The sequence below is a fragment of the Pseudomonas marginalis genome, assembly GCF_900105325.1.
GTDB classification, from domain to species: domain Bacteria; phylum Pseudomonadota; class Gammaproteobacteria; order Pseudomonadales; family Pseudomonadaceae; genus Aquipseudomonas; species Aquipseudomonas marginalis.
Genome location: NZ_FNSU01000003.1, coordinates 2,370,433 through 2,394,797, shown reverse-complemented (window position 1 = coordinate 2,394,797; position 24,365 = coordinate 2,370,433). Strand labels below are relative to the sequence as shown.

Annotated in this window: 19 protein-coding genes, 1 tRNA gene and 2 pseudogenes; 11 read left to right on the top strand and 11 right to left on the bottom strand. The window is 60.8% G+C overall.

The features are described 5' to 3' along the window. Window positions 1–754: 754 nt before the first annotated feature. Window positions 755–843, top strand: a tRNA-Ser gene (locus tag BLW22_RS34875). 120 nt (window positions 844–963) lie between these two features. Next, a pseudogene (locus tag BLW22_RS20245) lies at window positions 964–1,242 on the top strand (ParA family protein); the annotation flags it as partial. Window positions 1,243–1,252: 10 nt separating this feature from the next. Here BLW22_RS20245 and BLW22_RS20240 read toward each other — a convergent pair. Then, a pseudogene (locus BLW22_RS20240) lies at window positions 1,253–2,147 on the bottom strand (LysR family transcriptional regulator). A gap of 94 nt (window positions 2,148–2,241) precedes the next feature. Between BLW22_RS20240 and BLW22_RS20235 the strand changes: the two are divergent. Beyond that, on the top strand, window positions 2,242–3,408 hold the full coding sequence (locus BLW22_RS20235; protein ID WP_074847371.1) for an MFS transporter: 1,167 nt from the start codon (window positions 2,242–2,244) through the stop codon (window positions 3,406–3,408). Window positions 3,409–3,705: 297 nt separating this feature from the next. Here BLW22_RS20235 and BLW22_RS20230 read toward each other — a convergent pair whose 3' ends face one another. Then, the gene (locus BLW22_RS20230) at window positions 3,706–4,638 is read right to left on the bottom strand and encodes a LysR family transcriptional regulator (protein ID WP_065947611.1); all 933 of its coding nucleotides are present in this window, start codon (window positions 4,636–4,638) and stop codon (window positions 3,706–3,708) included. A gap of 190 nt (window positions 4,639–4,828) precedes the next feature. On the opposite strand from BLW22_RS20230, the gene BLW22_RS20225 reads away from it, so the two are divergent. The 7 genes from BLW22_RS20225 to BLW22_RS20195 all read left to right on the top strand — a co-directional run bounded on the left by BLW22_RS20225 (window position 4,829) and on the right by BLW22_RS20195 (window position 11,455). Then, window positions 4,829–5,833 (top strand): TauD/TfdA family dioxygenase, encoded by a 1,005-nt coding sequence (locus tag BLW22_RS20225; RefSeq protein ID WP_235865601.1) that lies wholly within the window; start codon window positions 4,829–4,831, stop codon window positions 5,831–5,833. Window positions 5,834–5,837: 4 nt separating this feature from the next. Beyond that, window positions 5,838–6,596 (top strand): sulfite exporter TauE/SafE family protein, encoded by a 759-nt coding sequence (locus BLW22_RS20220; RefSeq protein ID WP_027603982.1) that lies wholly within the window; start codon window positions 5,838–5,840, stop codon window positions 6,594–6,596. Window positions 6,597–6,612: 16 nt separating this feature from the next. Beyond that, a complete protein-coding gene (locus BLW22_RS20215; protein ID WP_027603983.1) occupies window positions 6,613–7,092 on the top strand; it encodes a YbaK/prolyl-tRNA synthetase associated domain-containing protein in 480 nt (159 codons plus the stop codon). A 405-nt stretch (window positions 7,093–7,497) separates the two neighbouring features. Continuing rightward, window positions 7,498–8,601: a non-hydrolyzing UDP-N-acetylglucosamine 2-epimerase gene (gene wecB / locus BLW22_RS20210; protein WP_074847370.1), complete on the top strand. Its 1,104-nt coding sequence runs from the start codon at window positions 7,498–7,500 to the stop codon at window positions 8,599–8,601. Continuing rightward, the gene (locus tag BLW22_RS20205) at window positions 8,598–9,704 is read left to right on the top strand and encodes a glycosyltransferase family protein (RefSeq protein WP_074847369.1); all 1,107 of its coding nucleotides are present in this window, start codon (window positions 8,598–8,600) and stop codon (window positions 9,702–9,704) included. The genes wecB and BLW22_RS20205 overlap by 4 nt, the downstream gene beginning before the upstream one ends. Further along, window positions 9,682–10,593, top strand: a complete 912-nt coding sequence (locus BLW22_RS20200) for a glycosyltransferase family 2 protein (RefSeq protein ID WP_074847368.1) — start codon at window positions 9,682–9,684, stop codon at window positions 10,591–10,593. The genes BLW22_RS20205 and BLW22_RS20200 overlap by 23 nt, the downstream gene beginning before the upstream one ends. Beyond that, the gene (locus BLW22_RS20195) at window positions 10,586–11,455 is read left to right on the top strand and encodes an NAD(P)H-binding protein (protein ID WP_074847367.1); all 870 of its coding nucleotides are present in this window, start codon (window positions 10,586–10,588) and stop codon (window positions 11,453–11,455) included. Before BLW22_RS20200 ends, BLW22_RS20195 begins: the two co-directional genes overlap by 8 nt. On the opposite strand, the gene BLW22_RS20190 is transcribed toward BLW22_RS20195, so the two are convergent. Genes BLW22_RS20190 through BLW22_RS20160 form a run of 7 tightly spaced genes read right to left on the bottom strand, consistent with a single transcriptional unit; the run spans window position 11,456 to window position 20,793 of the window. Next, complete coding sequence (locus BLW22_RS20190) at window positions 11,456–13,525, bottom strand: glycosyltransferase (protein WP_074847366.1); 2,070 nt, start codon at window positions 13,523–13,525, stop codon at window positions 11,456–11,458. 13 nt (window positions 13,526–13,538) lie between these two features. After that, window positions 13,539–14,516 (bottom strand): class I SAM-dependent methyltransferase, encoded by a 978-nt coding sequence (locus BLW22_RS20185; protein ID WP_235865600.1) that lies wholly within the window; start codon window positions 14,514–14,516, stop codon window positions 13,539–13,541. Window positions 14,517–14,535: 19 nt separating this feature from the next. Continuing rightward, window positions 14,536–16,692, bottom strand: coding sequence for a glycosyltransferase (locus BLW22_RS20180; protein ID WP_074848218.1), 2,157 nt, complete (start codon window positions 16,690–16,692; stop codon window positions 14,536–14,538). A gap of 11 nt (window positions 16,693–16,703) precedes the next feature. Further along, window positions 16,704–17,408 (bottom strand): 2OG-Fe(II) oxygenase family protein, encoded by a 705-nt coding sequence (locus BLW22_RS20175; RefSeq protein ID WP_065947616.1) that lies wholly within the window; start codon window positions 17,406–17,408, stop codon window positions 16,704–16,706. Continuing rightward, window positions 17,401–18,723, bottom strand: a complete 1,323-nt coding sequence (locus tag BLW22_RS20170; RefSeq protein ID WP_065923899.1) for a polysaccharide pyruvyl transferase family protein — start codon at window positions 18,721–18,723, stop codon at window positions 17,401–17,403. Before BLW22_RS20170 ends, BLW22_RS20175 begins: the two co-directional genes overlap by 8 nt. After that, complete coding sequence (locus tag BLW22_RS20165) at window positions 18,720–19,988, bottom strand: ABC transporter ATP-binding protein (RefSeq protein WP_074847365.1); 1,269 nt, start codon at window positions 19,986–19,988, stop codon at window positions 18,720–18,722. The genes BLW22_RS20170 and BLW22_RS20165 overlap by 4 nt, the downstream gene beginning before the upstream one ends. Continuing rightward, complete coding sequence (locus BLW22_RS20160) at window positions 19,978–20,793, bottom strand: ABC transporter permease (RefSeq protein ID WP_074847364.1); 816 nt, start codon at window positions 20,791–20,793, stop codon at window positions 19,978–19,980. Before BLW22_RS20160 ends, BLW22_RS20165 begins: the two co-directional genes overlap by 11 nt. Window positions 20,794–21,049: 256 nt before the next feature. On the opposite strand from BLW22_RS20160, the gene BLW22_RS20155 reads away from it, so the two are divergent. After that, window positions 21,050–21,508 (top strand): Hsp20 family protein, encoded by a 459-nt coding sequence (locus BLW22_RS20155; RefSeq protein WP_027603994.1) that lies wholly within the window; start codon window positions 21,050–21,052, stop codon window positions 21,506–21,508. Between the two features lie 275 nt (window positions 21,509–21,783). Here the strand turns inward: BLW22_RS20155 and BLW22_RS20150 are convergent, their stop codons facing one another. Both BLW22_RS20150 and BLW22_RS20145 read right to left on the bottom strand, forming a co-directional pair. After that, complete coding sequence (locus BLW22_RS20150) at window positions 21,784–23,061, bottom strand: cation:dicarboxylate symporter family transporter (protein ID WP_074847363.1); 1,278 nt, start codon at window positions 23,059–23,061, stop codon at window positions 21,784–21,786. A gap of 95 nt (window positions 23,062–23,156) precedes the next feature. After that, complete coding sequence (locus BLW22_RS20145) at window positions 23,157–24,365, bottom strand: pyridoxal phosphate-dependent aminotransferase (RefSeq protein ID WP_074847362.1); 1,209 nt, start codon at window positions 24,363–24,365, stop codon at window positions 23,157–23,159.

Below are 24,365 nucleotides of genomic sequence, written 5' to 3'. Positions count from 1 at the left end.
TTTTGAGTTGTAGCCGGTTTTAGTGGAGTCAAGATGAGGTTGGTGAGTCTTAAAGCCGACCTTATATCCATTGATGTAAGGAGTAAGATGAGTATTCAGTTTTTTTGGAAGAATCAACTGGGGTAGCAATACCTTGGTGTAGCACGGATGCGTTGGGGCCTGATGATGTAGATATTCTTGCTTGCCTATTGATCGACGATGGAGGGGGACCTTTTGTCGAAACTATTCTTTGGCTAGACGAGGGCCTGAATAGATTGATAGCAGTGAGGCGAGAGGATGAGGTCTCCACTGAATGGGCCCGCGATGCCTGGGCAACCCATATTTCGAAAAGTGGAGTTAAAATTTATTCACTTTATGATGAGGACTTCTCAATAACTATAAGTTTGGATGACTTCGAACGAGCTTTACGCGGTTGGAAGGACTTTCTTCTGTCATTGTAGGTAGGGAAGGCTGCTGGATAGGGCGTCAGCAAACGATGTCAGCTCACGATTCCATTCTTTGGTGGTTTAGTAATTTTAAATATAGTCTGTCCTTTAGTACTGTAGCTACGAATTGCCACAACTTTGGAGTAACGCCATCTGGCAGTCGAACCGCTCAGACACGCATTGGAGACGGCCCGTTAGCTGACTGCTGCCGCCTCCTTTTCCTACAAGTCATTGCTTTGCCACGCTTTGACAACCCAATCCAACACGACTAACTTTCGTGGCGTGCTGAGCTCATACAGCGCACGCTATGCAGTAACCCTATATATCCACCACGTTCTTCCGTGGCACCGTTGCGACTAACAGCTAGCAAATGACTGTTAATCATTGGGTCCCTGGTTCGAGTCCAGGTCGTGAGCCAGATAAGGAAAGCCTGCAGCGATGCAGGCTTTTTTTGCCTTGGATTTTTCCGGGGTGATCAAAGCGCACAGCGTGACCCGCATGAATGCACCTCAAATCCTACGATTCCGAGGTCAATATCATGAAAGTCACTGCGGTCGTTTCAACCAAAGGCGGGCCGGGTAAAACTGCGGTTGGCGTCAATCTGGGCGCGTTCTGCGCCGATGCAGGGATCCGTACCCTGCTCATCGATCTGGATAATCAGCCGTCGCTGTCGTCGTTCTATGCGCTATCGCACGAGGCGCCCGGTGGAACCTATCAACTGATCGCGAACAACGAGACCCGGGCCGACCAGGTCATTTCGCACACCTGCATTCCTAATCTCTCACTGATCCATTCCAATGATCCGTTCAATCAGCTGACGCCACCGCTTACATCCGGTGATGCTCCAGCAAGAAGTCTACGAACAGTCGCACCCGCGCCGGCATTGCCGAGCCGCCTACGAACACCGCATGAATCGGTTCCCGGTCGCCGGGGTTCCAGGCTTCCAGCAGCGGTATCAGGTCACCGCGCTGCAGATCCTCGCTCACGCTGAACTCGCCGATACGCGCAATGCCCGCACCTACTCGCGCAAGTTGTGCCAGCGCTTCACCACTGCTGCATTCGATGTTGCCGCAGACCTTCAGGGAGAACTCTCTTGCGTCGCGGATGAACGGCCAGTTGGGTTCGGCACGCCGGAAGTTGAAGCGCAGGCAGTTATGCCGTAGCAGGTCTTCCGGTTCGCGAGGGATGCCGTGGCGTTGCAGATACTCGGGCGATGCCACCACTACCTGGCCGGTGTCGCCGATCCTGCGCGCGGTCAGCGGGCTGTCGGGCAGATGGCCAAAACGTACCGCCACATCGGCCTGGCCGCCGAGAATATCGACCACTTCGTCGCCGAGGGTGAGGTCGACACAAGATGTTCGGATGGCGGGCGCTGAATGCCGCCACCAAGGGAACGATGGCCAGCCGCCCGTGGCCAAGGGCGGCACTGACCCGCAATCGGCCCCTGGGTACGCCCTGGTCGGCGATGGCTTCTTCCACCTCGGCCATATCGGCCAGGATACGCCGGGCGCCGCGCAGGAAAGCCTCGCCCTCGGCAGTGAAGCTGATCGCTCGGGTGGTGCGCAACAGCAGTCGGGTGCCAAGGCGCTGTTCGGTACGCGCGATGATCCGACTGACCGCCGAGGGTGTGAGCCCTAATGCACGCGCGGCAGCCGATAGGCTGCCTTCCTGCGCCACGGTGGCGAACACGAGCATGTCACCGGATCTGCCGTTGAAGTCCATTTGTGCCCCTTACGCATAGGTGATTGCCAAAAATGCTATCTACCGCCTTAAAACGCTGGATCGTAGCATTGGCGGCATAGATAAGGAGCCTTCCATGCGTATCAATCCACCACTTGTCGCACTTGCCATAGGTGCCTTTGGCATCGGTGTTACCGAGTTCGCCCCCATGGGCATGTTGCCGGGCATCGCTGCGGATCTCGGCGTTTCTATTCCCGCTGCGGGACTGTTGGTCAGTGCTTACGCCTTGGGTGTACTGCTCGGCGCGCCGCTGATGACCCTGACTACCGGCAGGATCCCCCGGCGCTATCTGCTGATCGGACTCATGGCGATTTTCACCCTGGGTAATCTGATGTCAGCCCTGGCGACCGATTACTACAGCCTCATGATCGCCAGGGTGGTGACCTCACTGAACCACGGTGCGTTCTTTGGCGTTGGCTCTATCGTTGCTGCCAGCGTGGTCGCCCCTGAGAAACGTGCCGGAGCGGTCGCGGCAATGTTTATGGGCCTCACCCTGGCGACCATTGGCGGTGTGCCGCTGGCCGCCTGGTTTGGCGAAATGTTCGGTTGGCGCACTGCATTCTGGGGCATTACCAGCCTCGGCGTGGTCGCCATGGCCGCGTTATGGTTCGCCCTGCCCAACCTGAAGGCGCCGCCAGGCGTCGGTGTAATGGCCGAAATTCGCGTACTGGGCCGTGGCCCGGTGCTGGGCGCGTTGGCCCTCACGGTAGTCGGCTCGGGCGCAATGTTTACCGTCTTCACCTACATCGCGCCGATCCTTAGCAGCGAGACCCACGCGTCCACCGCCTACATAACCGCCATGCTGGTTCTGTTCGGTGTGGGCCTGACACTGGGCAACATGTGGGGCGGCAAGGCCGCCGACCGCTCGATAGATCGCACACTGATCGTTTCGCTGAGCGTGCTGATTCTCGTGTTGCTGGCGTTTACGGTACTGATGCGTTGGCCGCTGCCGGCGGCCGTTGCCATCCTGATATGGGGTATCGCCAGTTTCGCCTTGGTGCCGCCGCTACAGATGCGCGTCATGGAAGCTGCCAAGGACGCGCCCAATCTGGCCTCGGCGGTGAACATCGGTGCGTTTAACTTCGGCAATGCGATTGGTGCGGCACTGGGCGGTGCGGTGATCAATGCAGGGCTAGGTTATCCGGCGATTTCCCTGGCTGGAGCGGCAGTGGCGGGGCTAGGGCTGCTGATGGTGCTGGGATTTGCCTGGCGTTCCAGAAAGATTGCAACTGCATTGGTGTGAGCTTGATGGGAGAGCCAGTCACTCAGTTGCTCCGTGACTTCCATTGTGATTTTGGCATGACCAAATTGGATGGCTGAATCGCCGAGTAACACACGCTTTGCTTGCCCGCGGGAGTACTTGGAGTGGAGCCCAATATAGCGTTTGAACAAGGAATCTAAGGTCAGCGCTTACACCCTCTATCTTCCTCCCATGACGCCTCATTAATGAACGTAGCCTGGCAGGCTGGAGATGTCTACGGTGCCGGGGCGATTCAGAATGCTTGAATGAATCCCCCTCACAGCGACGTGAGGGCCGGCTTCATAGAGGTGCTGAGCCGCGTTTACATTCGAGGCTTTCACCTAAGCCACGGATCATCTCCATCAATGCCTTCACCCGCAGCGGCAAGTTTCCGGCCGGGTATACCGCGTGCATCTGTGGGCTCTCACCGCTGCTGGAGGTGAGCTTGTACTCAGGACACACCCGGAGCAGGCGCCCAGTTTCCACTTCGGGTTCCGCCATCCAATCCGCCAGGCGGGCGATCCCGACGCCCGCCAGGGCTGCCTGGAATACTGCCAGGCCAGAGCTGAAACGAAATTTTGGATGAACCCGAAAGCTGATGGCCTGCTCCTCGCTGCGAAAATTCCACTCCTTGAGAATCCGCGGCGCCGTATGCAGGATCAGCGAATGCGACTCCAGTGTCTCGATGGAGTCGGGCATGCCGTTGCGCTCCAGGTAGCCGGGGCTGGCATACAGGTAACGTGAGTAACTCCAGAGCGCAAAGCCGATCAGGTCGCTGGATTGTGGAAACGCACCGCGAATCGAGAAGTCCAGCTTGCTCTTGGCCGGGTCGATGATCTCATCAGTGAAAATCACATCGATGTTAACGTCTGGATAACGCTCGCAGTATTGCGCGATCAACCGGGGCAATACCCCGTGTCCGAGCACCTCGGGGGCGGAAAAACGGATCCAGCCGGAGGCCAGGCCGCTGAGACCGGCCAGGTCTTCATCCACCTCACGTTGCAGATCGAGCATTTTGTACGCGTGGGGCAATAAGCATTCGCCCGCTTCGGTCAAGCTCACGGCATTGGACGAGCGATTGAACAACTTGAGCCCCACACTTTCCTCCAGGGCTTGAACGGCACGGGTCAGTGCGCTGGGGGAGCGCCCCAGCGTCCGTGCCGCGGCGACGAAGCTGCGCTTGCGAGCCACGGTCGCGAAGGCTTCAAGTTCCCCCAACATATTCAATGCCACTTTCCACCTCATTGCATTTTTCACAACGCGGCATTGCAACACAAAAAAGGCCCTTCCGTTAACCTTCCCGTTCAACCCACAAGGATGGTGCAAACAGGAGCGCAAGGACGTGTCGAAGCTGGATGAAGTAATCGGGAAAGCCGCAGCGTGTATTGATGAAGTCATTCATGAAAGGCTGGAAAAAAAATCAGTGACTTCGACCCGACGGGAGATACCGCAAATTCATCTGTCGCTGGAAGAACAACGCACACTTCAGGCCGGGCTGGCATCGCTGGACGTGACCGATAGCGCCTCGGGTATCCGCCGCATGCCGGTCCTGGGGCGGTTGCTGGAAAGTGTCCTGGGCACCGAGAAAATCCAGCAGCTGCGCAATTTTCCACAAGCCCGTGACGTGGCGATGATCGTCAGGGGGCTGCCGCTGGACCCGCAACTGCCTGCCACGCCCTATGACCTGGAGCCGGGTATCGAGAACCTGTCGATTCTGGCCGGGGCTATTTTGTCCGTGCTGCACACTCTGCAAACCCGTCCGTTGGCGTACGAGGGCGAAAGCACCGACACCGTGTTCCGTCACGTATCGCCCAAGCGCAAGCGAGAGACCGAAAAGAGCTCCTATGGCTCGCGCGCGGATCTGGACATGCATGTCGACAACCCTCACCTGCCTTTGACCTGCGAACCCGTCTCGCAGTTGTCGGCCTGTCCGGAGTACCTGTCCCTGACCGGCCTGCGCTGCGAGCTCGAGGTGCCGACGCGCATCGTCGCCATTGACGAGGTGCTGGCCATTCTGCCGGCCTACGTCGAAGAAGAACTGTCACGACCGAACTTCACCGTTCGCCGACCGGCCTCCTTCGGCAAGCAGGGGAATGTGCTGGAAAACGTCCCCTTGCTCTACAGAAGCGCAACCGATGGCTTGTATTGCCGCTATAACAAAGCGAGTGTCGAAGCGACCTGCGCCCCTGCGCAGTTTGCCCTCCAGCTGTTTGCCGCCGCCGCCAATCATCCCGATGTCGTGCACCACATCATGCTGCAACCAGGGGACATGCTGATCTTCAAGAACCAGCAAACCCTGCATGCCCGGGATGGTTTTACCCCCCGCTACGACGGCCGTGATCGCTGGATGTTGCGTGTCTTCGGGGTCAATGATCCGGCACGCGTGGTGCCGCTGGACCCTCATCAACCCTACATAGTCAGAGCCTGATTTCATGGTCGATATTGTCATCCTTTGCGTGTTCGCCTTCGCCGCCGGCCTGATCGATGCGGCGGTGGGCGGCGGCGGACTGATCCAGATTCCCGCGCTATTCAACGTGCTACCCACCGCTCAACCGGCGGCGCTGCTGGGTACCAATAAGGTCGCGGCCGCCTGCGGTACCGCATTCGCGGCCCGGTCCTTCGTGCGCAAGGTGGTGATCGACTGGGGACTTGTGATCCCCGCCGCCTGCGCGGCCTTTGTCATGGCCTTCTTCGGAGCCGCCACGGTGTCGTTCGTACCCCAGTCGATGATCCGGCCGGCGGTGCTGGTGTTGATTGTGCTGATGGCGATCTACACCTTCTGGAAAAAAGATTTCGGCGCCCTGCACAAACCCATGCGCATCGGTACCAAGGAAAAACTGCTGGCGATCGTCATCGGCGGCGCCATCGGTTTCTACGATGGTCTGTTCGGTCCCGGCACTGGCAGCTTCCTGATCTTCCTGTTTATCCGCTGCTTCGCCTTCGACTTTCTCCATGCCTCGGCATCGGCCAAGCTAGTGAACATCGCGACCAACGTAGCGGCACTGATATTCTTCATTCCGACGGGTAACGTGCTCTACCTGATCGCAATCCCCATGGCGGCATTCAACATCCTGGGCGCGCTCACCGGCACCTGGCTGGCGGTTCATAAAGGCGTGCCCTTTGTCCGGGCTCTATTCCTGGTGTTACTGGTGATTCTGATCAGCAAGCTGTCCTACGACCTGTTCCTGTAAACCAGAGGAAAACTCCATGCATCCCATGTTTGATCGCCTCGTGGCATTACTCGATGCCCGCTCAGCCTCTTACCGGGTGTTGATGCACGATGCCGAGGGCCAGTCGGCGCGCGTCGCCGAAATCCGTGGCACCGAGCCCGGCCAAGGCGCGAAGGCCATGCTTTGCGCCCTCAAGGGCCAGGCCGGCCCCTATGCGCTGGTGATACTGCCGGGCGACCAGAAGCTGGACATGAAGAAAGTCGGAGCGGCCCTGGGCGGGAAAAAAGCCGAGCTGGTGAAGGCCGAAACCGCCATGGAACTGACCGGGTGCCGGATCGGCGCCATCCCTCCTTTTGTTTTCGATGAGCGGATTCAATTGATCGTCGATCCGGCCTTGACCACAGGCTACGCCGAAATAGCCTTCAACGCGGGGCGGCTGGATGCGTCGATGGTGCTCGATACGCAGGACTATCTGGCGATCGCCATGCCTCGATTGCTGGATATCAGCCAGGCCTGAGCAGGCGTTTTCACAGACGCTGCAAAAAAACGGATAGCCGCCTTGGCCTGTTATGCACTGTAACTGGCCGTTCTTCAGGCTCGAACGACGGGTCGGTCACGTCATTTCCAGAGCACCCTCATCAGGCATGAACCGGTGCGCTCATTCCCTGGCGTAGATTTGCGGGAATTCCTCGGGACCAGGCCGTCCTTTAGTCCATCCACCGTGCAGGTATTGCAGTCTGTGTCTATGCTGCAGTATGGGCGTCGAGACCCGCTACGAACCTGTCTCGACGCCGCACTCTCGCTGTCCGCAGTCCGGATTTTCACCATTACAGCATCAAAACAGCACAGCGGAATGTGCGTGAGCATGAGCTTGAACGCCTGAGCGATTCAGCCACTTATCGAATAGGGAAATAGGCTTGATGTGTCGGTAAAAAAAATTCTTTGCGTGGTCGGAACGCGTCCCGAAGCGATCAAAATGACCCCGGTCATTCTGGCCTTGAAGCAGCAGGGCTGGGTCGATGTGCGTGTGGTCGCCACGGCACAGCATCGCGACATGCTGGATCAGGTCCTGGCGTTTTTCGGCATCGAGCCCGATATCGACTTGGACGTCATGCGACCCAATCAAACCTTGGCCACCCTGACCGGGCAGTTATTGCTCAAGCTGGATGTTGTCCTGCTCGAAGAACGGCCCGATGCGGTTCTGGTGCAAGGCGATACCACCACGGTGATGGCCTGTGCCCTGGCCTGTTTTTATCGGCGTATACCGGTGGGGCATATTGAGGCCGGCCTGCGCACGTGGGATCTGCAGCATCCGTTCCCCGAGGAAGCCAACCGGGTCATTGCCGGTAAATTAGCGCACTGGCACTTCGCGGCAACGCAAGGCACTCGGCAAAACCTGCTGAAAGAAGGCGTAGCCAGTGGGGACATTTTCGTCACGGGCAACACGGTGATCGATGCCCTGCTCATGACCGCGGCCAGTGAGGTGGAGATCGGCCTTGATCTTGATCCGAGCAAGCGCCTGGTGCTGGTGACGGCCCATCGCAGGGAGCATTTTGGCGCGCCGTTTCTCGACATCTGCCGAGCGCTGCGCACCCTTGCCGAGAACAACCCTGGGGTTCAGTTTCTCTACCCTGTGCACCCGAACCCGAATATCCAGGACGTCGCCCAGGCGTGCCTGGCAGGTATACCGAACTTCAGGCTGTGCGCGCCGCTGGGTTACGCGGCGTTCATCGCCGCCATGAAAGCGGCGTATTTCATCCTGACCGACTCGGGAGGCGTCCAGGAAGAGGCGCCGGCGCTGGGTAAGCCGGTGCTGGTCATGCGGGATGAAACCGAGCGCCCGGAAGCGGTGGAGCAGGGCAGCGTCAAGCTGGTGGGGGCCAACTATGAACGTATCATCGAGCAGGCGCAGCGCCTGCTTGACGATGAATCGGCCTACCGTGGCATGGTACGAGGTGTTTCGCCCTACGGCGATGGGCAGGCTGCCGGGCGTATCGTGAAGGTCCTGCGCGAGCACTTTTCTTGAAGCGCCTGGTATTTCTCTCGCCGTTGCCCTGGCACAGCTTCGCCCAGCGGCCGCACAAGTTTGTCAATTGGGTGCACAGCCGCACAGGGGCGTCGGTGCTCTGGGTCGATCCTTATCCCACGCGGCTGCCCAGATGGAGCGATCTCAAGGCGGCTGCGCCCTGCGCGCAAACGAGTCCATCCAGCGGTACGCCGCCATGGCTCACGTTGATCAAGCCTGGCGGTCTACCGATAGAACCTCTACCGGGCTCGGGCTGGGTGAACCGCTTTTGCTGGCGGCATGCATTGAGCAGGATCGATCAATTCACCCACGCCTCCCCAGCCTTGCTCGTGGTCGGCAAGCCCTCGGTCCTGGCACATCTGTTGTTGCAGCGGCTTCGTCACTGCGCGTCCTTGTATGACGCGATGGACGATTTCCCGGCGTTTTATACCGGCCTCTCGCGATCGGCCCTGGCGCGCCGTGAGCGGCTGATCGCCCAGCGCGTGGACGTCATCTGGACGTCGAGTTCCGTGCTCGACGCGCAGTGGCGGCGTTATCGCAACGAGGTGTGCCTGGTGCTGAACGGCCTGGACTTGGCGGCGATCTCTGCCGTAAAGCGGGCGTCGACGTCATCGAGTCGAAAGGTTTTTGGCTACGTGGGCACCCTGGCCACCTGGTTTGACTGGGCCTGGGTGGCGGCTTTGGCCGAAGCCAGGCCCAACGATGAAATTCGTTTGATGGGGCCGATCTTCGGCGCCGTGCCCGCGCACTTGCCTAGCAACGTAGTGGTGTTGCCTGCCGATAATCATGGCGCGGCGTTGGCCGCCATGGCCGAGTTCGACGTGGGCTTGATTCCTTTCAAAAAGACCCTGCTCACCGCGTCGGTCGATCCGATCAAGTACTACGAATACCGCGGCCTGGCATTGCCGGTGATCTCGACTGACTTCGGCGAGATGCATGGCCGTTCAGGGCTGCCGGGTGTTTTCATCAGTCACTCGCACAGCGATATTGCCGGGCTGGCCGAGGCCGCCTTGCAGTGTGAGCGCAATGCGGATCAAGCCCGTGCATTTGCACTGCAACACTCATGGGAAGCGCGTTTTGATGCCGCCACGCTTCATCCATGACTGCGACGTGATCGTCGTCAACTACAACGTCGGCACGCTGCTCGGCGAATGCGTGGCGTCGGCCTTCAGGGAAGGCGCGCGGCGGGTGATTGTGGTGGACAACGCCTCGAGTGACGGCAGCCTGGCGTACCTGGATGGGTGCCTGGCCGATACGCGCCTGAGCATCATCCGGAATCAGCGGAATATGGGCTTTGCCTCGGCCTGTAATACCGGTGTGAGGGTGTCGAGTGCCGGCGCATTGTTGTTCCTGAACCCGGATTGTGTCCTGCTGCCGGGCTCATTGCAGGGCATGATGGAAGCGCTGCACGCGGATGCCGCCACGGGCATGGTGGGGGGCTTTCTATGCAACCCCGATGGGTCCGAACAGCCGGGCGGGCGTCGGGTGTTTCCGACCCCCAGGAGAGCATTCGTCCGGGCTTTTGGCTTATCGCGCCTGGATGGAGTGTTTCCCACGCTGTGCGCCGACTTCCTGTTGCATCGTGAGCCGCTGCCCACCGAGCCCGCCGCGGTGGAAGCCATTTCCGGTGCCTGCATGCTGGTCAAGCGTGAAGCGTTGAAGTCTGTGGGCCTCTGGGACGAAGGCTATTTTCTGCATTGCGAGGATCTGGACTGGTGCATGCGCTTCAAGCTGAAACAGTGGCGCGTCGTGTTTGTGCCACAGGCGCGCGTCATGCACTGGCGGGGCGCCTGTAGCCGGAATCGACCGTTTTTTGTCGAGTGGCACAAACACCGAGGGATGGTGCGGTTCTACGCAAAGTTCTTCAGGGTCAACTACCCCAAGGGGTTGTGGTGGTGGGTGGTCCTGGGGGTGTGGCTGCGCTTCGGTTTGGTCTGCATCTACCATGGATTCAATTGGTTGCTGGGACGATCCCGGGGTGGGCATGCCTGAGGTCACGGTCGGTGTGCTGGGGGCCAGTAGCCTGGTAGGCCGCTGCCTGCTTGCGTTGCTTGTGCGCGAACAGTTCAAGGTCGTCGCTTTTTCCCGCCAGCCCCGGCACGGCAGCGACAGTGACACGGTCAGTTGGCAACGGCTTTCTGAGACGGGTGTAAGCGCGTATGCCGCGCCGATTCCCTACTGGATCTGCGTGGCACCGATTTGGACGCTGCCGCAGCATTTTGCGCTGCTGCAGGCCTGCGGAGCGCGCAAAGTCGTGGCCTTGTCTTCCACCAGTCGCTTTAGCAAAAGCCACTCCGTCGACTCCGCAGAGCGGCGCCTCGCCAACCTGTTGGGCGATGCCGAGGCGCGTGTTGAGCAGTGGGCGCAGGACCACGGGGTGCACTGGGGCATCCTGCGTCCGACCTTGATCTACGGCCAGGGCCGCGACAAAAACATCACCGAGATCGCAAGCTTTATTCGGCGCTTCGGCTTTTTCCCGCTGTTGGGGGGCGCGATGGGGCTGCGTCAACCCGTGCATGCCGAGGATGTGGCGAGCGCCTGTGTGCGTGCGTTGCAGGCACCCCAGGTGTGCCGCCATGCCTACAACCTCAGCGGCGCAGAAACATTGCCCTATCGGGAGATGGTCTCCCGCGTGTTCACCGCGCAGAAGCGCCGCCCGCGTTTTCTCACGGTGCCGCTCTGGGTGTTCCGGATGACGTTGTGGCTGTTGCGAGTACTGCCACGCTACCGCCATTGGTCGGCGGCGATGGCGCAGCGCATGAACCAGGACCTGGTGTTCGAGCATACCGAGGCTGCCCGGGATCTTGGCTTCGCGCCCAGGGGATTTTTATTGTCACAGGACGACCTGCGTTAGTTACTCATATTCATGGGGCTCCCACGGACCCCACTTGGCTTCATAGATCGCCTTGTTGCGCTCGAACAGGGCTTGGCGTTCATCCTGGTTCATGAGCGCGAACGATGCCGAAAGCTGGTGATGGATAAACACATCGCGGGCGCAGGCATTCACCAGGCCGGCGTGTTCGACACGTCGGCAGTAGTCGTCATCCTCGAAGAATCCACGGCCATACACTTCGTCGAGCGGGCCGATTCGCGTGTAGGTACTGCGCGGCATCATCACGCAGAAGAACGCCAGGGTCGGCAGCCGGACCACCTCGCCAAGGTGGCGGCAGGTAAAGCGCCGAGCCGCTTGTGGCATGTCTGCGAGGTTGGTGTAGTCGATGTCGATCCTGGCCTGGTTGCCGATGTTGTTGGTCACCGGGCCAATCAGGCCAAGCTCGGGATTGCGTTGTAAATGCCGGCGCAAGGTACTCGCCCAGCCGCTGGTAACCTGCGTGTCGTTATTGAGCAGCACCAGGTACTCACCGTTGGCGATCGCCAGGCCCTGGTTGTTCGCGGCGGCGAAACCGCGGTTGTCGGTGTTGAGTACGATCGTCTGGCCGCTGTCGGCCGCCCATTGCGAGAGAAATTCAGCGGTGCCGTCACTGGATGCGTTGTCCACCACGATGATTTCCAGTTCAGGCCCCTCGCTGTCGTGCTCGAGGCTGTCCAGGCACGCCCGCGTCAGCGCCAGGTTGTTGTAGGTCACGACGATCACGCTGATGCGTGCCGCGTGGTCGCGGCGTTCGGCCAGGGTGATGAGCGCATCGGCGCGGTGTGTCCAGGTTTGCCGGGCAGCGAACGCCTGACGCTGGGCAATCTGTTCGGTCGTCGCTGGCAGCAATGCCCGCGTGATTGCGGCAATGAACGCCGGGCCGTCGCGGCCAACCTGCACCAGGGAGCCGAATTGTTGCATTTCTGGCAGGTCGACCGAGACCACCGGTTTCCCGGCACTCAGGTACTCGTAGACCTTGACCGGGTTGGTAGCGAGCGTCAGTGCCGTGATGTGAAACGGCACGATGCCCACATCGAAGCCATGCAGGTAATAGGGCAGGGTGGCATAGGGCGCTTCGCCGGTGAATTCTACGTTCGCATAGCCACTCAATTGCGCCCGCGCGCCCACCGTATCGGCGCCGATCAGCAGCACCACATGCTGTGGAAACGCCTCGGCGATGCGGGCGACGAGTGCCTGGTCGAACCAGTGTGCAATGGCGCCGTAGTAGCCAATCACCTTACGTTGCAAGCGATCCCGGTAGATCGAGACAGGTGGGGTGCAGAACTGGGTGAAGTCGGCGGCATTGCGCAGGATGGCGCGAGTTTCATTGGCCTGGGCCGGCCATTGCTCGGCCAACCAATCGGAGGTGAACAGCCGAACGTCCGCGTTGCGCACCAGCCGTTGCTCCAGCTGCAGGATGCTTGGGCCGTTGTCGCCGAAGCCTTGATGATGGTCCATGCAATCGTAGATCAATCGGCTGTTGGGTAATTCACCGGCGATGTCGCACCAGAAAGGGTGCTGCACCAGTGAAATGACCCGGGCTGAGCCGGCCCAGAGGAGTACCTCGCCAATACTGCGGCACAGCTGCCGAACCAGTGCGGCGTCAGGCGCTGCGGCGTAGATAAACGGTGCACCACGGGCAAACAGCTTGACCTGGAACAACCGCTGGGTCTGGTCCAGCGACTCGAGTTCAAAGCCGGCCTGGGGGGCGTGTATCAACGAGGCCGATACGTAGATGACCCGCCGCCCGGTGGCGCCCAGTACCTGGGCCAGTTGCTGCGGGCGCTGGTGGCGCAAGTCCCAGTCGATAGCGCCCCAGATAATGTAATCCGCCAGTCCGGCCTGTTGTGGCTGAGGCGCAGGCTGAGACGACGGCGCTGGGTCGGCGAAGGTTTTCATCGGTTGCAGTACGCCGCGCAGTGCGCGCACAGCGGGCAGCAGTGCACGTCGGTAGATGACTGCCAGGAGTTTTTTCGCGCTGGCCGGCAACGGCAGCCGGTGATACACCGCGCGCCAGCGCTGCCGACCAGATGGGCGTCGCTCGATCAGCATGGGCGGGGCGACCTCATCCTGACGTTTTCGGCGATGCGGCGACCACCACAAAGTCGCTTTTCAGCGTGCCCGACTCGATCAGCCCGTCTTCGATGTCGAACAACATCTGCAGCACCCTGAGGGACTGCGGGTTGTCCGCGGTGAAGTTGCCGGCGATACCGTGCAGCAGAAACTGCAGCAGCGAACCGCCGCAGAGGTTCAGCGCACGCACATCAAAGTGCTCCTGCACCACCTGCAGAATATCTGCCGAACGCACGGCTTCCGACGGGTCGACTTTCACCACCTCGGCGGGGTCGGGCAGTGGCACGACCTGTTGAACCTGGCCGTATGAACCCTTCACGAATGAGCGGCGCAAATGCTCGGGAATCAAGCCGAACGCATGGCTGATGGCCGCCCTTTGCTGGGCATCAAAGGCAAAGTGATTGGCCCCGACATATTCATTGAAAAACAGCCAGCCGCCGGGTTTCAGGCTATGGCGAACCCGCTGGCAGACCACTTCCAGCTCGCGGATATGGTGCAGTGAGCCATTGAACCAGACTGCGTCGTAGTGATTGCCTGGCAGGTCAGTGCGTTCGATATCACACAGGGAGTACTGGATCGTCGACGCGCCCATCGCCAGCGCCTCGGCTCTGGCCACCTCGAGGGCGGCAGGCGCTATATCCACGCCGTCACAGTGCTCGAACGCCTTGAGCCTGTAGAGTTCGCGCTCCAGGGTGCCGGTGCCGCAGCCGATGCTCAGCATCCGTGTGCCTGGCGCCGGGTTGCCGAGAAACTCCTTCAGGCAGTACTGCAGCCAGCCCGGATGGCCGCTGCCCGCCGTTGCCTTGTGCTGATGGCGGCGTTGTACGGTCGGTACCGCCAGCCAATAGACATCCGCAGAAAAGGCGTCGGAGCCGGCCATGTTTTCTGACCAGTGATCCGCTGTGACTTGCTTGTCGGCGCCGATCCCTTCGCGCTTGCCGTTGAGCTTGTGCATGATTCGCTTGAACACGGTGTCTTCCTTTGGTTGGTCAAGGGTTACCCGATTTGCGCTGCGGTTCAGGGCGCGTCCATGTGCCCCATTTGCTTTCAAAGTACGCCTGGTTCTTGTCCCACAGCGCTTGATACTCGCCGCTGGCAATCAGCTTCTTGAAGGACGCCTGCCCGTAGTGGTGGATAAAGGCATCCTCGGCACACACGGTCCTGAGGCCGGCCGCCTGGATGCGCCGGCTGTAGTCATCGTCTTCGAACATGCCGATGCCGAACGCCTCATCCAGCCAACCGATGCGTTCCAGCACCTCGCGGCGCATGGCCACGCAGAACATGGCGAGCATGCTGATATCGAAGGTGCGACCGCGATGCCGCGCGACGTGTTGATCGGCGAAGGCCTCCATGTGTTCGAGGCCGACGTAGTCGACGAGCACTTTCGCTTCGTTGCCTACCGAGTTGGTCATCGGGCCGACCAGGCCAATCTGCGGGTCTTGCAGGTGGCGCAGCAACGGGTCGACCCAGCCCTTGGGCACCACGGTATCGTTGTTGAGCAGCACCAGGTATTCCCCGGCCGCCAGGCGCAGCCCCTGGTTATTCGCGGCGGCGAAGCCCAGGTTGCGGTCATTGAGCACCAGGGTGACGTTCGCGTGGGTGCGGCCCAGGTAACGCAGGTAGTTGCGCGTGTCGTCCGAGGACGCATTGTCGACAATGATCAGTTCGTAATCGGGGTACGTGGTGTTGCGCAACAGGCTTTGGATGCAGCCCTGGGTCAGTTCGACATTGTTATAGGTGACGATCACGATCGACACTTTCGGGTGCAAGGACTTCAGCGCACTGAGGTTGGCGTCGAAGCGGTGGCGCCATTCATTGGCGCTGGCGAGTGCCAGGCGCCGGCTGGCGGCCTGGGTATCGGTTTCGTTCAGGGCGCGCTCGATCTGCTCGATGAAGGCCTGCGGTTCGCTGGCGAAATACACGAAATCCGCGTAGATCTGCATTTCTTCCAGTGGCACCGACACCACCGGTTTGCCCGCGCTGATGAATTCGTAGAACTTCACCGGGTCGACCGCATGGGTCACGTTATACAGGCGAAACGGGATCAGGCAGACATTGAAGTGGTAGAGGTACAACGGCATCTGTGCATAGGGCTTCCTGCCGAGTAAATGCACATTGGGCAGGCGGTCCAGCCCGGCCAGGTCCTTGACGAAAATGTCGCCGATCAACACAAAGTTCCAGTCCGGCCGCAGCCGGGCGATGCCCGCGATCAAGGGCAAATCGACCCATTCGGCCAGGGCACCGTAGAAGCCGATCAGCGGCCGCTCGATCTCCGCCATCAAGGGGTTGGGCACACAATTGCGCTCGAAGAACTCGACATCCACGCCATTGCGCAGCAACAGGCAGTTGCGGCTCATCGCGGCCCATTTTTCCTGCAGCAGGGCAGCGGTGACCGTCACCAGGTCGGCGTCTCGGACCAGGGTGTGCTCTTCCTCCAGCAACGTCGCGCCGATCCCCGGAAAGCCCACCCAGTCATCCATGCAGTCGTACTGGATTTTCCAGCCGTGGGTGCCGCGCAACCGATGCGCGAGCGCAGACCAGAACGCCAGGTGCACCACGCTGACTGCGGTTTTTATGCGCCAATCCTTGGCCAGCGCATCGATTGCGTTGGCGTAGGTTTGCAGGTGTTTTTCCGACATGCGCTGGGTGTAGCAGTCTACGAACTCGTCGCGCTGCAATGTCACCTCGAATACCCCGGGTGCCACTTCCAAGGTGCTGTAGGCCTGGCCAGGCTCGGCGCTGCGGGAGGGCATGATGTAGAACACGCGGTGGCCGTGACGGGCGAACTGGCTCATCAACTGCTGGGGCCGCTGGAAGCGTGCGGCCCAGTCGATGTTGGCGAAGCAGAGGATGTCGAAGCGCGCCTCTGGTGATGCTGAATCAGCCGATGGCGACAGTGTTTTTTTCGATGCAGTGTGCAACGGCAGATATTGCCCGTGCAGGAAGTCGGGCGTGTCGGCTTCTGTGTGCGGCGCCCGATACCTCAACCAATGCAGCAGCGCCCGCAAGGGCTTGGTGATCCGCCACGAGCGGGTATTTTTCAACATGGCGATGTAGGCCAGCGCCGCGTCTCGCTCCCTGATGGCCGCATCGCGTTCCATGCGAACGCTTTCGCGCTCAAGGGTGGCCAGAGTGTCCTTATCCATGATGCCGTCCTTCATGAAAACCTTGTGTTGTGCTGTTCGCCGTAAGCGTGCAGAGGTGTCGGGTCGTTGTCCGGCCACATCGAGCTGGTAGAGCCGGGGCGGTAAAACGTCACCGTCACGCTGCGCCTGGAAGAACGACAACCCTCGACCACCCGTGAAACCGCATGCCAGGAGTTGTCGGCGCGCACCAGAATCGCCGAGTTGCCGACCTCGGGCGTCACTTGCGCGACGATATCGGTGGGCCTGGCAGAGCCGAGGATCTGCAGGCAGCCGCCATCGGCGGGGTCCCAGGTCTGATTGAAGTACAAAATGTGCGTGACCAGTTTGTCGTCCAGGTCCGGGTGCGGCCCGAGGTTGGCCCCGGGGCCGTAGTGGAACAGGTTGGCCTCCATGGGGACCTCGGTCACGTCCACCCCGGTCAGCGCGGAGAGGGCCTGGCGGTACTGCGGCGAACAGAGGCTGTGGGCCAGTGCCAGCCATTGCGGGCTCAAGGCTTGTGGATTGACCACTTCGTGGCTGCCCATGGCGATCAATTGCCGCGCCTCGTATTCGTAGTCCTTGGCCCCGCCGTAGCCGGAGACCGTCTTGAAGTGGTCGTGCGGGTAGGTTTCGGCCAGCGCCTTGGCATCGTCGGGGGTGTAGAGCGCACCGATTTGCGCCCAGGAAAAAGGCACGGTCTGCAGGCGTTGGGCCGTCAGTTTGCTCAGGTCAATCATGTCGAAGGGCTCCCAGCCATTTGTTCAGGGTTCGGCGCAGATGGCGCAACGGCGCCGTCAGCTTGAACGAGTTGGAGCGGTACAGCGTTTCCAGTGCCTGTTGATGTTGCTCGCGTTCGTGTTGTCGCTCGGCGGCCTGGCTTTCGAGGAGTGAGTGCAGGTCTTCGAGAACACCCGGCAAGGCTTGCCAGTAGCGGTTGAGCGCGGGCTGCGTGGGCCTGCGACCTTCGCGGATCAACTCGGCCACGCGGTCCCAATGTGCGTCGATCTGTACCATCGCGTCGGCGGTCACCTGGGACACCGGTTGCTTGCCCAGCTGTGCGCGAAACCACTGCGGATCAATCGGCTGGTCCCGGCGTAATTGGAATATTCGTCCATGGCTCGGCAGCGCAGTGTATTTGCCGGTGCCCAGGTCCGCCGAGCAGAAGATCGGCACACCAAAGGCCAATGCACTGATCGCCAGGTGGTAGCTGTGTCCGATTACTCCTTCGGCATGGGCGAGCAGTTCTGCCAGCAGCAGGGGCTCTGGCCAGAAGGGCAGGCAACGCGCGCGCGCAAGGCCGTCGCCCAGTACGGATTCGTGATCACCCAGTACTGGCCCTATGGGCAGCAGCAGCAGTTGCACGTCCTCGAACTGCCCGGCATGGGTTTGCCACAGCTGCAGGAAGCTGTTCAACCCCCACATCGCATGCACCACCAGATAGGGTTGGGTCAGGCCGGCGCTGCTGCACAGCTCCAGGAACGGGGCAGAAGGCGATTGAGGGTCGAGCAGGCGTGGCAGGCCAAAGGCCGTGTCGGGAAGCACCTCGACCTGGGCCGTCGGTGACAGTTGGGCCAGGGCCGATTGGGACAGCGCATCGCGTACCCTGATGTGCGGGCTGTGTTCGAGGGTCAGTTGCACCAGTGGTGCGGCCCACGGCGGGATGTCGTTGCAATGCATGCCCGGCGCATTCCAGATCAATGGGATGCCATGTTGCAGCGCGATCAGCGCGGGCGTCAGCCAGTAGCCGGTGGGGTGGTGAATGGCGGCATCCGGGGGGTAATAACCGCTTGCCACCAGCTTGTCGAAACGCACAATGAAACCACCGCCGATCAATACTCCATCCAACTGACCGGCGATGTCCGGCAAACGGCTCAGTGAGGTGACCTCGTACGGCCATTCGGACGGCGTTTTCCCGTGATAGGAAAACCGGTGCAGCGTTATCGTGCCCAGGCGCCGGGTCAATTCCGCCTCGGCGAGGATGGGAAACAGCAAGTCGCCATAATTGGCGACATCGAATGTGCCGAAGATCCCGACCTGCCACTCTCGGCTCATTGCAGCACCCCCGGTTCATTCGTGTGAGGGGCAGGACCGGCCTCTATTCCCAGATCGACGAAACCAAGGAATTCCCGGGGGCCCGGCAAGGTGTCGAACGCCAGCAGCGCGACCTGCTTCTCGATAAGCTGCGCGGTTTCTTCGAGGTGGCCATTCATCAGTTTCAGCGTGATGTGGTACTTGCCCGCCGCAAGGTTGGCGGGGAAGCGGACGTTGAGCGTCGCCTTGCGCCAGCCCTCGTGCGCTGCCTCCAGGTGAAGCGGCAGGTTGGCGCCGCCGATCACCAGCAGCCGGGCCTCCTGGATCGTCACGCTGAGGGTCGGCAGGTCGATGCTTTCGCGTACCCGGGTTTCGATACGCAGCTGGATGGTCTCGCCATACACAAAGCTTGAATACAGGCTGTCCGTGTTGGTAAAGCAGGCCGCAACGATATGCCCCTCATCGGTGCCAAAGGCGATGCCAGCCTGTTGGGCAAGAAACGCCTTGGGGGCGACCGCCACCGCGCCGCCGCTGGCCCAGCGACGCTGTTCGTCACGCATCTCCAGCAGGTAGAGTTCGGCCATTTCTTCGGGAGAGCCACTGGCGCGCACCTGGCCTTCGCGCAGGTAAATCACCCGATTGCAAAAGCGTTTGACCATGCCCATGTCATGGGACACGAACAGCAGCGTCGTGCCTTGCTGGGTGAGCGCTTCCAGCCGATTGAGGCACTTGAACTGGAAGGACGCGTCGCCCACTGCCAGGGCTTCATCGACGATCAGGATGTCGGGGTCCACGCACACCGCGACGGCGAAGGCCAGTCGCACCAGCATGCCGCTTGAGTAGGTCTTGGTGGGTTGGTCGATGAAGTCGCCAATATTGGCAAAGTCGGTGATCTGGGCAAAACGGGCGTCGATTTCCGCGTGACTGAGCCCCAATACCGCACCGTTCATATAGACGTTTTCACGCCCGGTGAAATCGTGATTGAAGCCCGAGCCCAGCTCCAGCAACGCCGCCACGCGGCCATGGCTCTCAATGCTGCCGGAGGTGGCACTGAGCGTGCCGCAGATCAGTTGCAGCAGCGTCGATTTGCCGCTGCCGTTGCGACCGATGATCCCTACCGTTTCACCTTTGCACAGTTGCAGCGACACGTCCCGCAGTGCCCAGAATTCTCGATAGAACTGCTTTTGCCCGCGAGACAACAGCTGCCACAGGCGATCCCTGGGCGTGTCGTAGATGTGATAGCTCTTACTCAGGTGGGCCGTTTGTACGGCGATGTCAGAGCACATCGGCAAATCCTTTGCGGGTTTTCTGGAACCAGGTGAACCCTAGCCAGGCGATACCCCCCGCCACCAGCAGGCCGCAGGCCCAGGTGAAAGGGTCCGGTATCACGCCCCAGAACAGCACGTCACGGGCCTGTTCGACCACCAGGGTGAGCGGGTTGAGGTGAAGGATGCCCTGGTAGGCCGGCGGAAATGCGCTGGTCGGGTAAAAAATCGCCGAGACAAACATCAATGCCGTGGTCAGCACGCCCACCACCTGGCCGACATCACGCAGGTAAACCCCCAGCGCTGCCAATAGCCAGGTGACTCCCAGTGTGAAGAGCGCCAGTGGCAATAACACCAGGGGCAGCAACACACTGGTCAGGGGCGGCCAGCCGAAAAACACCAGGTGGAAGACCAGCCAGATCACCAGGCTGGCCAGGGTGTGGAACAACACGGCGCCCAGCACCACCCACGGCAGGATCTCGAGGGGGAACACGACTTTCTTGACGTAGTTGGCATTGGCGATGATCAGGCCCGGCGCACGCCCCACGCATTCGGCGAACACGTTGAACACCAGCAGGCCGGCAAATACCAGCAGCGCAAACTCGGTGCGCGAACCGTCGCCCGCGGGCCAGCGCAGCTTGAACATCACGCTGAACACGAAGGTGTAGACCAGCAACATGAATAGCGGGTTAAGGAACGACCACAACAGCCCCATGATGGAGCCTCGATAACGCCCAATCACTTCCCGCTGGACCATGGAAAACAACAACTCCCTGTGTCGCCACGGGCTGGAAAACATCCCTGCCCGCGCGTTTGTTTCACTCATGCAGCGATTCCCATTGCCAGTGCAGTGCGCCCATGAGTCTAGTCAACAATTGTCGTTTCGCTATGTGGCGTTGAGTGATTGTTCGACCTAGGGGGATGCTCATTGCGTCAGCCTGTCTGCACGCAATCACAGCAGCGGATAAATTTTTTTGCTGGCGCTGCTTGAAATTTTTTCCCCTGAACCTACTTAGGTTTTACGCGATGCCGAATACGGGTCGCGTGTCAAATCACTTGGAGAAAACTCAGGAGATTTTGCAATGGCTACTACTCTTTCGTTGGCCCCACTGTTCCGTCATTCCGTCGGCTTTGACCGCTTCAATGACCTTTTTGAATCGGCGCTTCGCAGCGAGGCCGGTACCACCTACCCACCTCACAACGTCGAGAAGCACGGTGAAGATCACTACCGGATCGTCATCGCGGCGGCAGGCCTGGTGGAGGATGACCTGGAGATCCAGGTGGAAAAAGGCGTGTTGACCGTCGCCGGCGGCAAGCGCGAACACGATGAGGGCATCACCTACCTGCACCAGGGCATCGCCCAGCGCGCGTTCCGTTTGTCGTTCCGCCTGGTCGACCACATTGAAGTGCAGGGCGCACAACTCGCCAACGGGTTGCTGAGCATCGACCTGCTCAGGGTGGTACCGGAGGAAGCCAAGCCTAAGCGCATTGCGATTGGCGGTGCTGCCAAGGCCGAGGTGAAATCCATCAGCGAGCAGTAAGGCTGGAATGAATAAAGGCGCTCTTCGGAGCGCCTTTATTCGATGTGGCGAGGTCAAAATGTGGCGCCTTTGTAGTGAGCGGGCTTGCCCCAATGCCGGTCAGTTAAAGAGGAACACTGTACCTGTGGCGAGCGGGCTTGCCCCGCGTTGGGCTGCGCAGCAGCCCCAAAACCAGGCGAAGAGGAGTGCCTGATACACCGCATTCGTCTTCATCAGGGGCGCTTCGCACCCCAACGCGGGGCAAGCCCGCTCGCCACAGAAGCCCAGCAGCCACTTCATTCCATCTGCACATTTTGCGCTTTCTGCTGCCGCCCAGCCCGCCCCTCACGCCCCTCCCACTTGGCAATCACCAACGGCGCCAGCGCATTGCCCAGCACATTCAGCGCCGTGGTCGGCATCTCCATCAAGCGATACACCCCAGCGATAAACGCGATGCCTTCCAACGGCAAACCCGCGCTGGCCAGGGTGGCCGAGAGGATCACGAACATGAATCCCGGTACTCCGGCGGCCCCCTTGGAGGTGAGCACCATGGTCACCACCAGCAAGGCCTGATCGCCCATGCTCAGGTCGATGCCGTACAACTGCGCGACGAACAGGGTGCCGATGCCGAGGAACAGGGAAGCGCCGTCGAGGTTGAACGAGTAACCCACCGGCACCACAAAGCTCACCAGCGAAGGAGGTACGCCGTAGGTTTCGAGTTTTTTCATCAGTTGCGGCATCACCGCCGCCGAGCTGGCGGTGGAGAAGGCCAGCACCAGCTCATCCTTGATATGGCGCATCAGCGCGAACAGGTTGATCCCGCACACGCGCGCCACCAGGTTGAGCACCACCAGCACAAAGAACGCGATGGCCACATAGCTGACCATGATCAGCTTGGCCAACGGCAGCAATGAGCTGAAGCCGAAGTTGGCCACGGTCACGGCGATCATGCCGAACACGCCGATGGGCGAGTAGGCCATGATCATCGAGGTGACCTTGAACATCGCGTCGCTGACCCCGCGCAGCAGCGCGATCACCGGGTCCTTGCGCTCGGCGGGCAGGCGCGCCACGCCCAGGCCGAACATCACCGCAAAAAACAGCACCGACAACAGGCTGCCCTGGGCCATGGCGTTGACCACGTTGTCGGGGATGATGCCGACGATGATCTGCCCCAGGCTATGACCGGCGCCGTTGCTGGTGGGCAGGGTGATATTCGCCGCGTGCAGGCTGGACAGTTCAGTGCCGGCGCCGGGCTTGAGCAGGTTGCCCATGACCAGGCCGATGATGATCGCCAGGGTGGTGATGCAGAAAAAATAGCCCAGGGATTTGACCCCGATACGGCCCAGGGATTTGCCGTCACCGTGGCCGGCAATGCCCACCACCATGCAGGCAAACACGATAGGCACCACGATCATCTTCATCAGCTTGATAAAGATATCGCCCGCCGGTTGCAGGAGATTGTCCACCAGCCACGGTCGGGACTCGGGAAAGCGGTGCAGCAGGGCACCAATGGCGATACCGGCGAGCAAGCCGATCATGATTTGCCAGACCAGCGCGATACGGGGCGTGTGCATGGGAATGCCTCATTTGAGATCAATGATTTTTAAGTTGTTGTTCTAGGCAGTCAAAAGGCGACCGTCCGCTGGTCGCCGGGTGTTACGGGTGGCCGTCAGCGCAGGTCATGGCATGCGTCTTTGAGGCGACGGCACCCTTCTTCGATCACGTCCAGGGCGCTTGCGAACGACAGGCGCACATACGGCGACATGCCGTAGGCCGCGCCGCTGACCGTGGCCAGGCCGTAGTCGCGCAGCAGGTAGTCCACCAGTTGGGTGTCGCTGTCGAGGCGATCACCCTGGGGGGTGAGCTTGCCCATCAGGCCGCTGACGTTGGCGAACACATAAAACGCGCCATCGGGCGGGATGATGCCCAGGCCTGGAATACCCGCCAGTCGCTCCAGCATCAGGGCACGACGCTGCCGGTATTCCCCGCGCATCGCCGCAATAGGCGCCTGGTCACCGGCGAATGCAGCCACGGCGGCGGCCTGGCTCACTGAGCTGGGGCAGGTAGTGGTCTGCGACAGCAGCTTGGCGATGGCCGCGATCAGCCACGCCGGCCCGGCGCCAAAGCCCAGGCGCCAACCGGTCATCGCATAGCCCTTGGACGCGCCGTTGACGATCAGCGTGCGTGGCTTGAGGTCGGGCGCCAGGCGTGTCAGCGGCACATGTTGGGCGTCGCCGTAGACGAAGTGTTCGTAGATCTCATCGGCCATGACCAGCACATGGGGGTGGCGGCGCAGCACCTGCGCCAGGGCCAGCAGCTCGGCTTCGCTGTACACCGCGCCGCTGGGGTTGTTCGGGCTGTTGAGGATCACCCATTTGGTGAGTGGGGTGATCGCCTCTTCGAGGGCGGCGGGCGACAGCTTGAAACCCAGGCTTTCATCGCCCGGGATGATCACCGGCGTGGCATCGTTGAGCCGTGCGATGTCCGGGTACGAGACCCAATACGGCGTGTGCACGATGACTTCATCGCCGCGATTCAAGGTGGCGGCCAACGCGTGATAAATGATGTGCTTGCCGCCGCAACCGGCGACGACTTCGTCCAGGCCATACACCAGATCATTGTCGCGCTGCAGTTTCAGGCAGATGGCCTGGCGCAGCGCGAGGGTGCCGGTGGTGGCGGTGTAATGGGTGTCACCGCTGCGCATCGCCAGGCTGGCGGCCTCGAGAATGTGCGCCGGGGTGTCGAAGTCCGGCTCGCCCACGGTGAAGTTGACGATGTCGCGGCCCTGGGCGCGCAACTCGGTGACCAGGGCGTTGGCGGCGATGCTGGGGGAGGGTGCGATGCCCAGGACGCGGTCCGACAAAAATGCAGTGCTCAT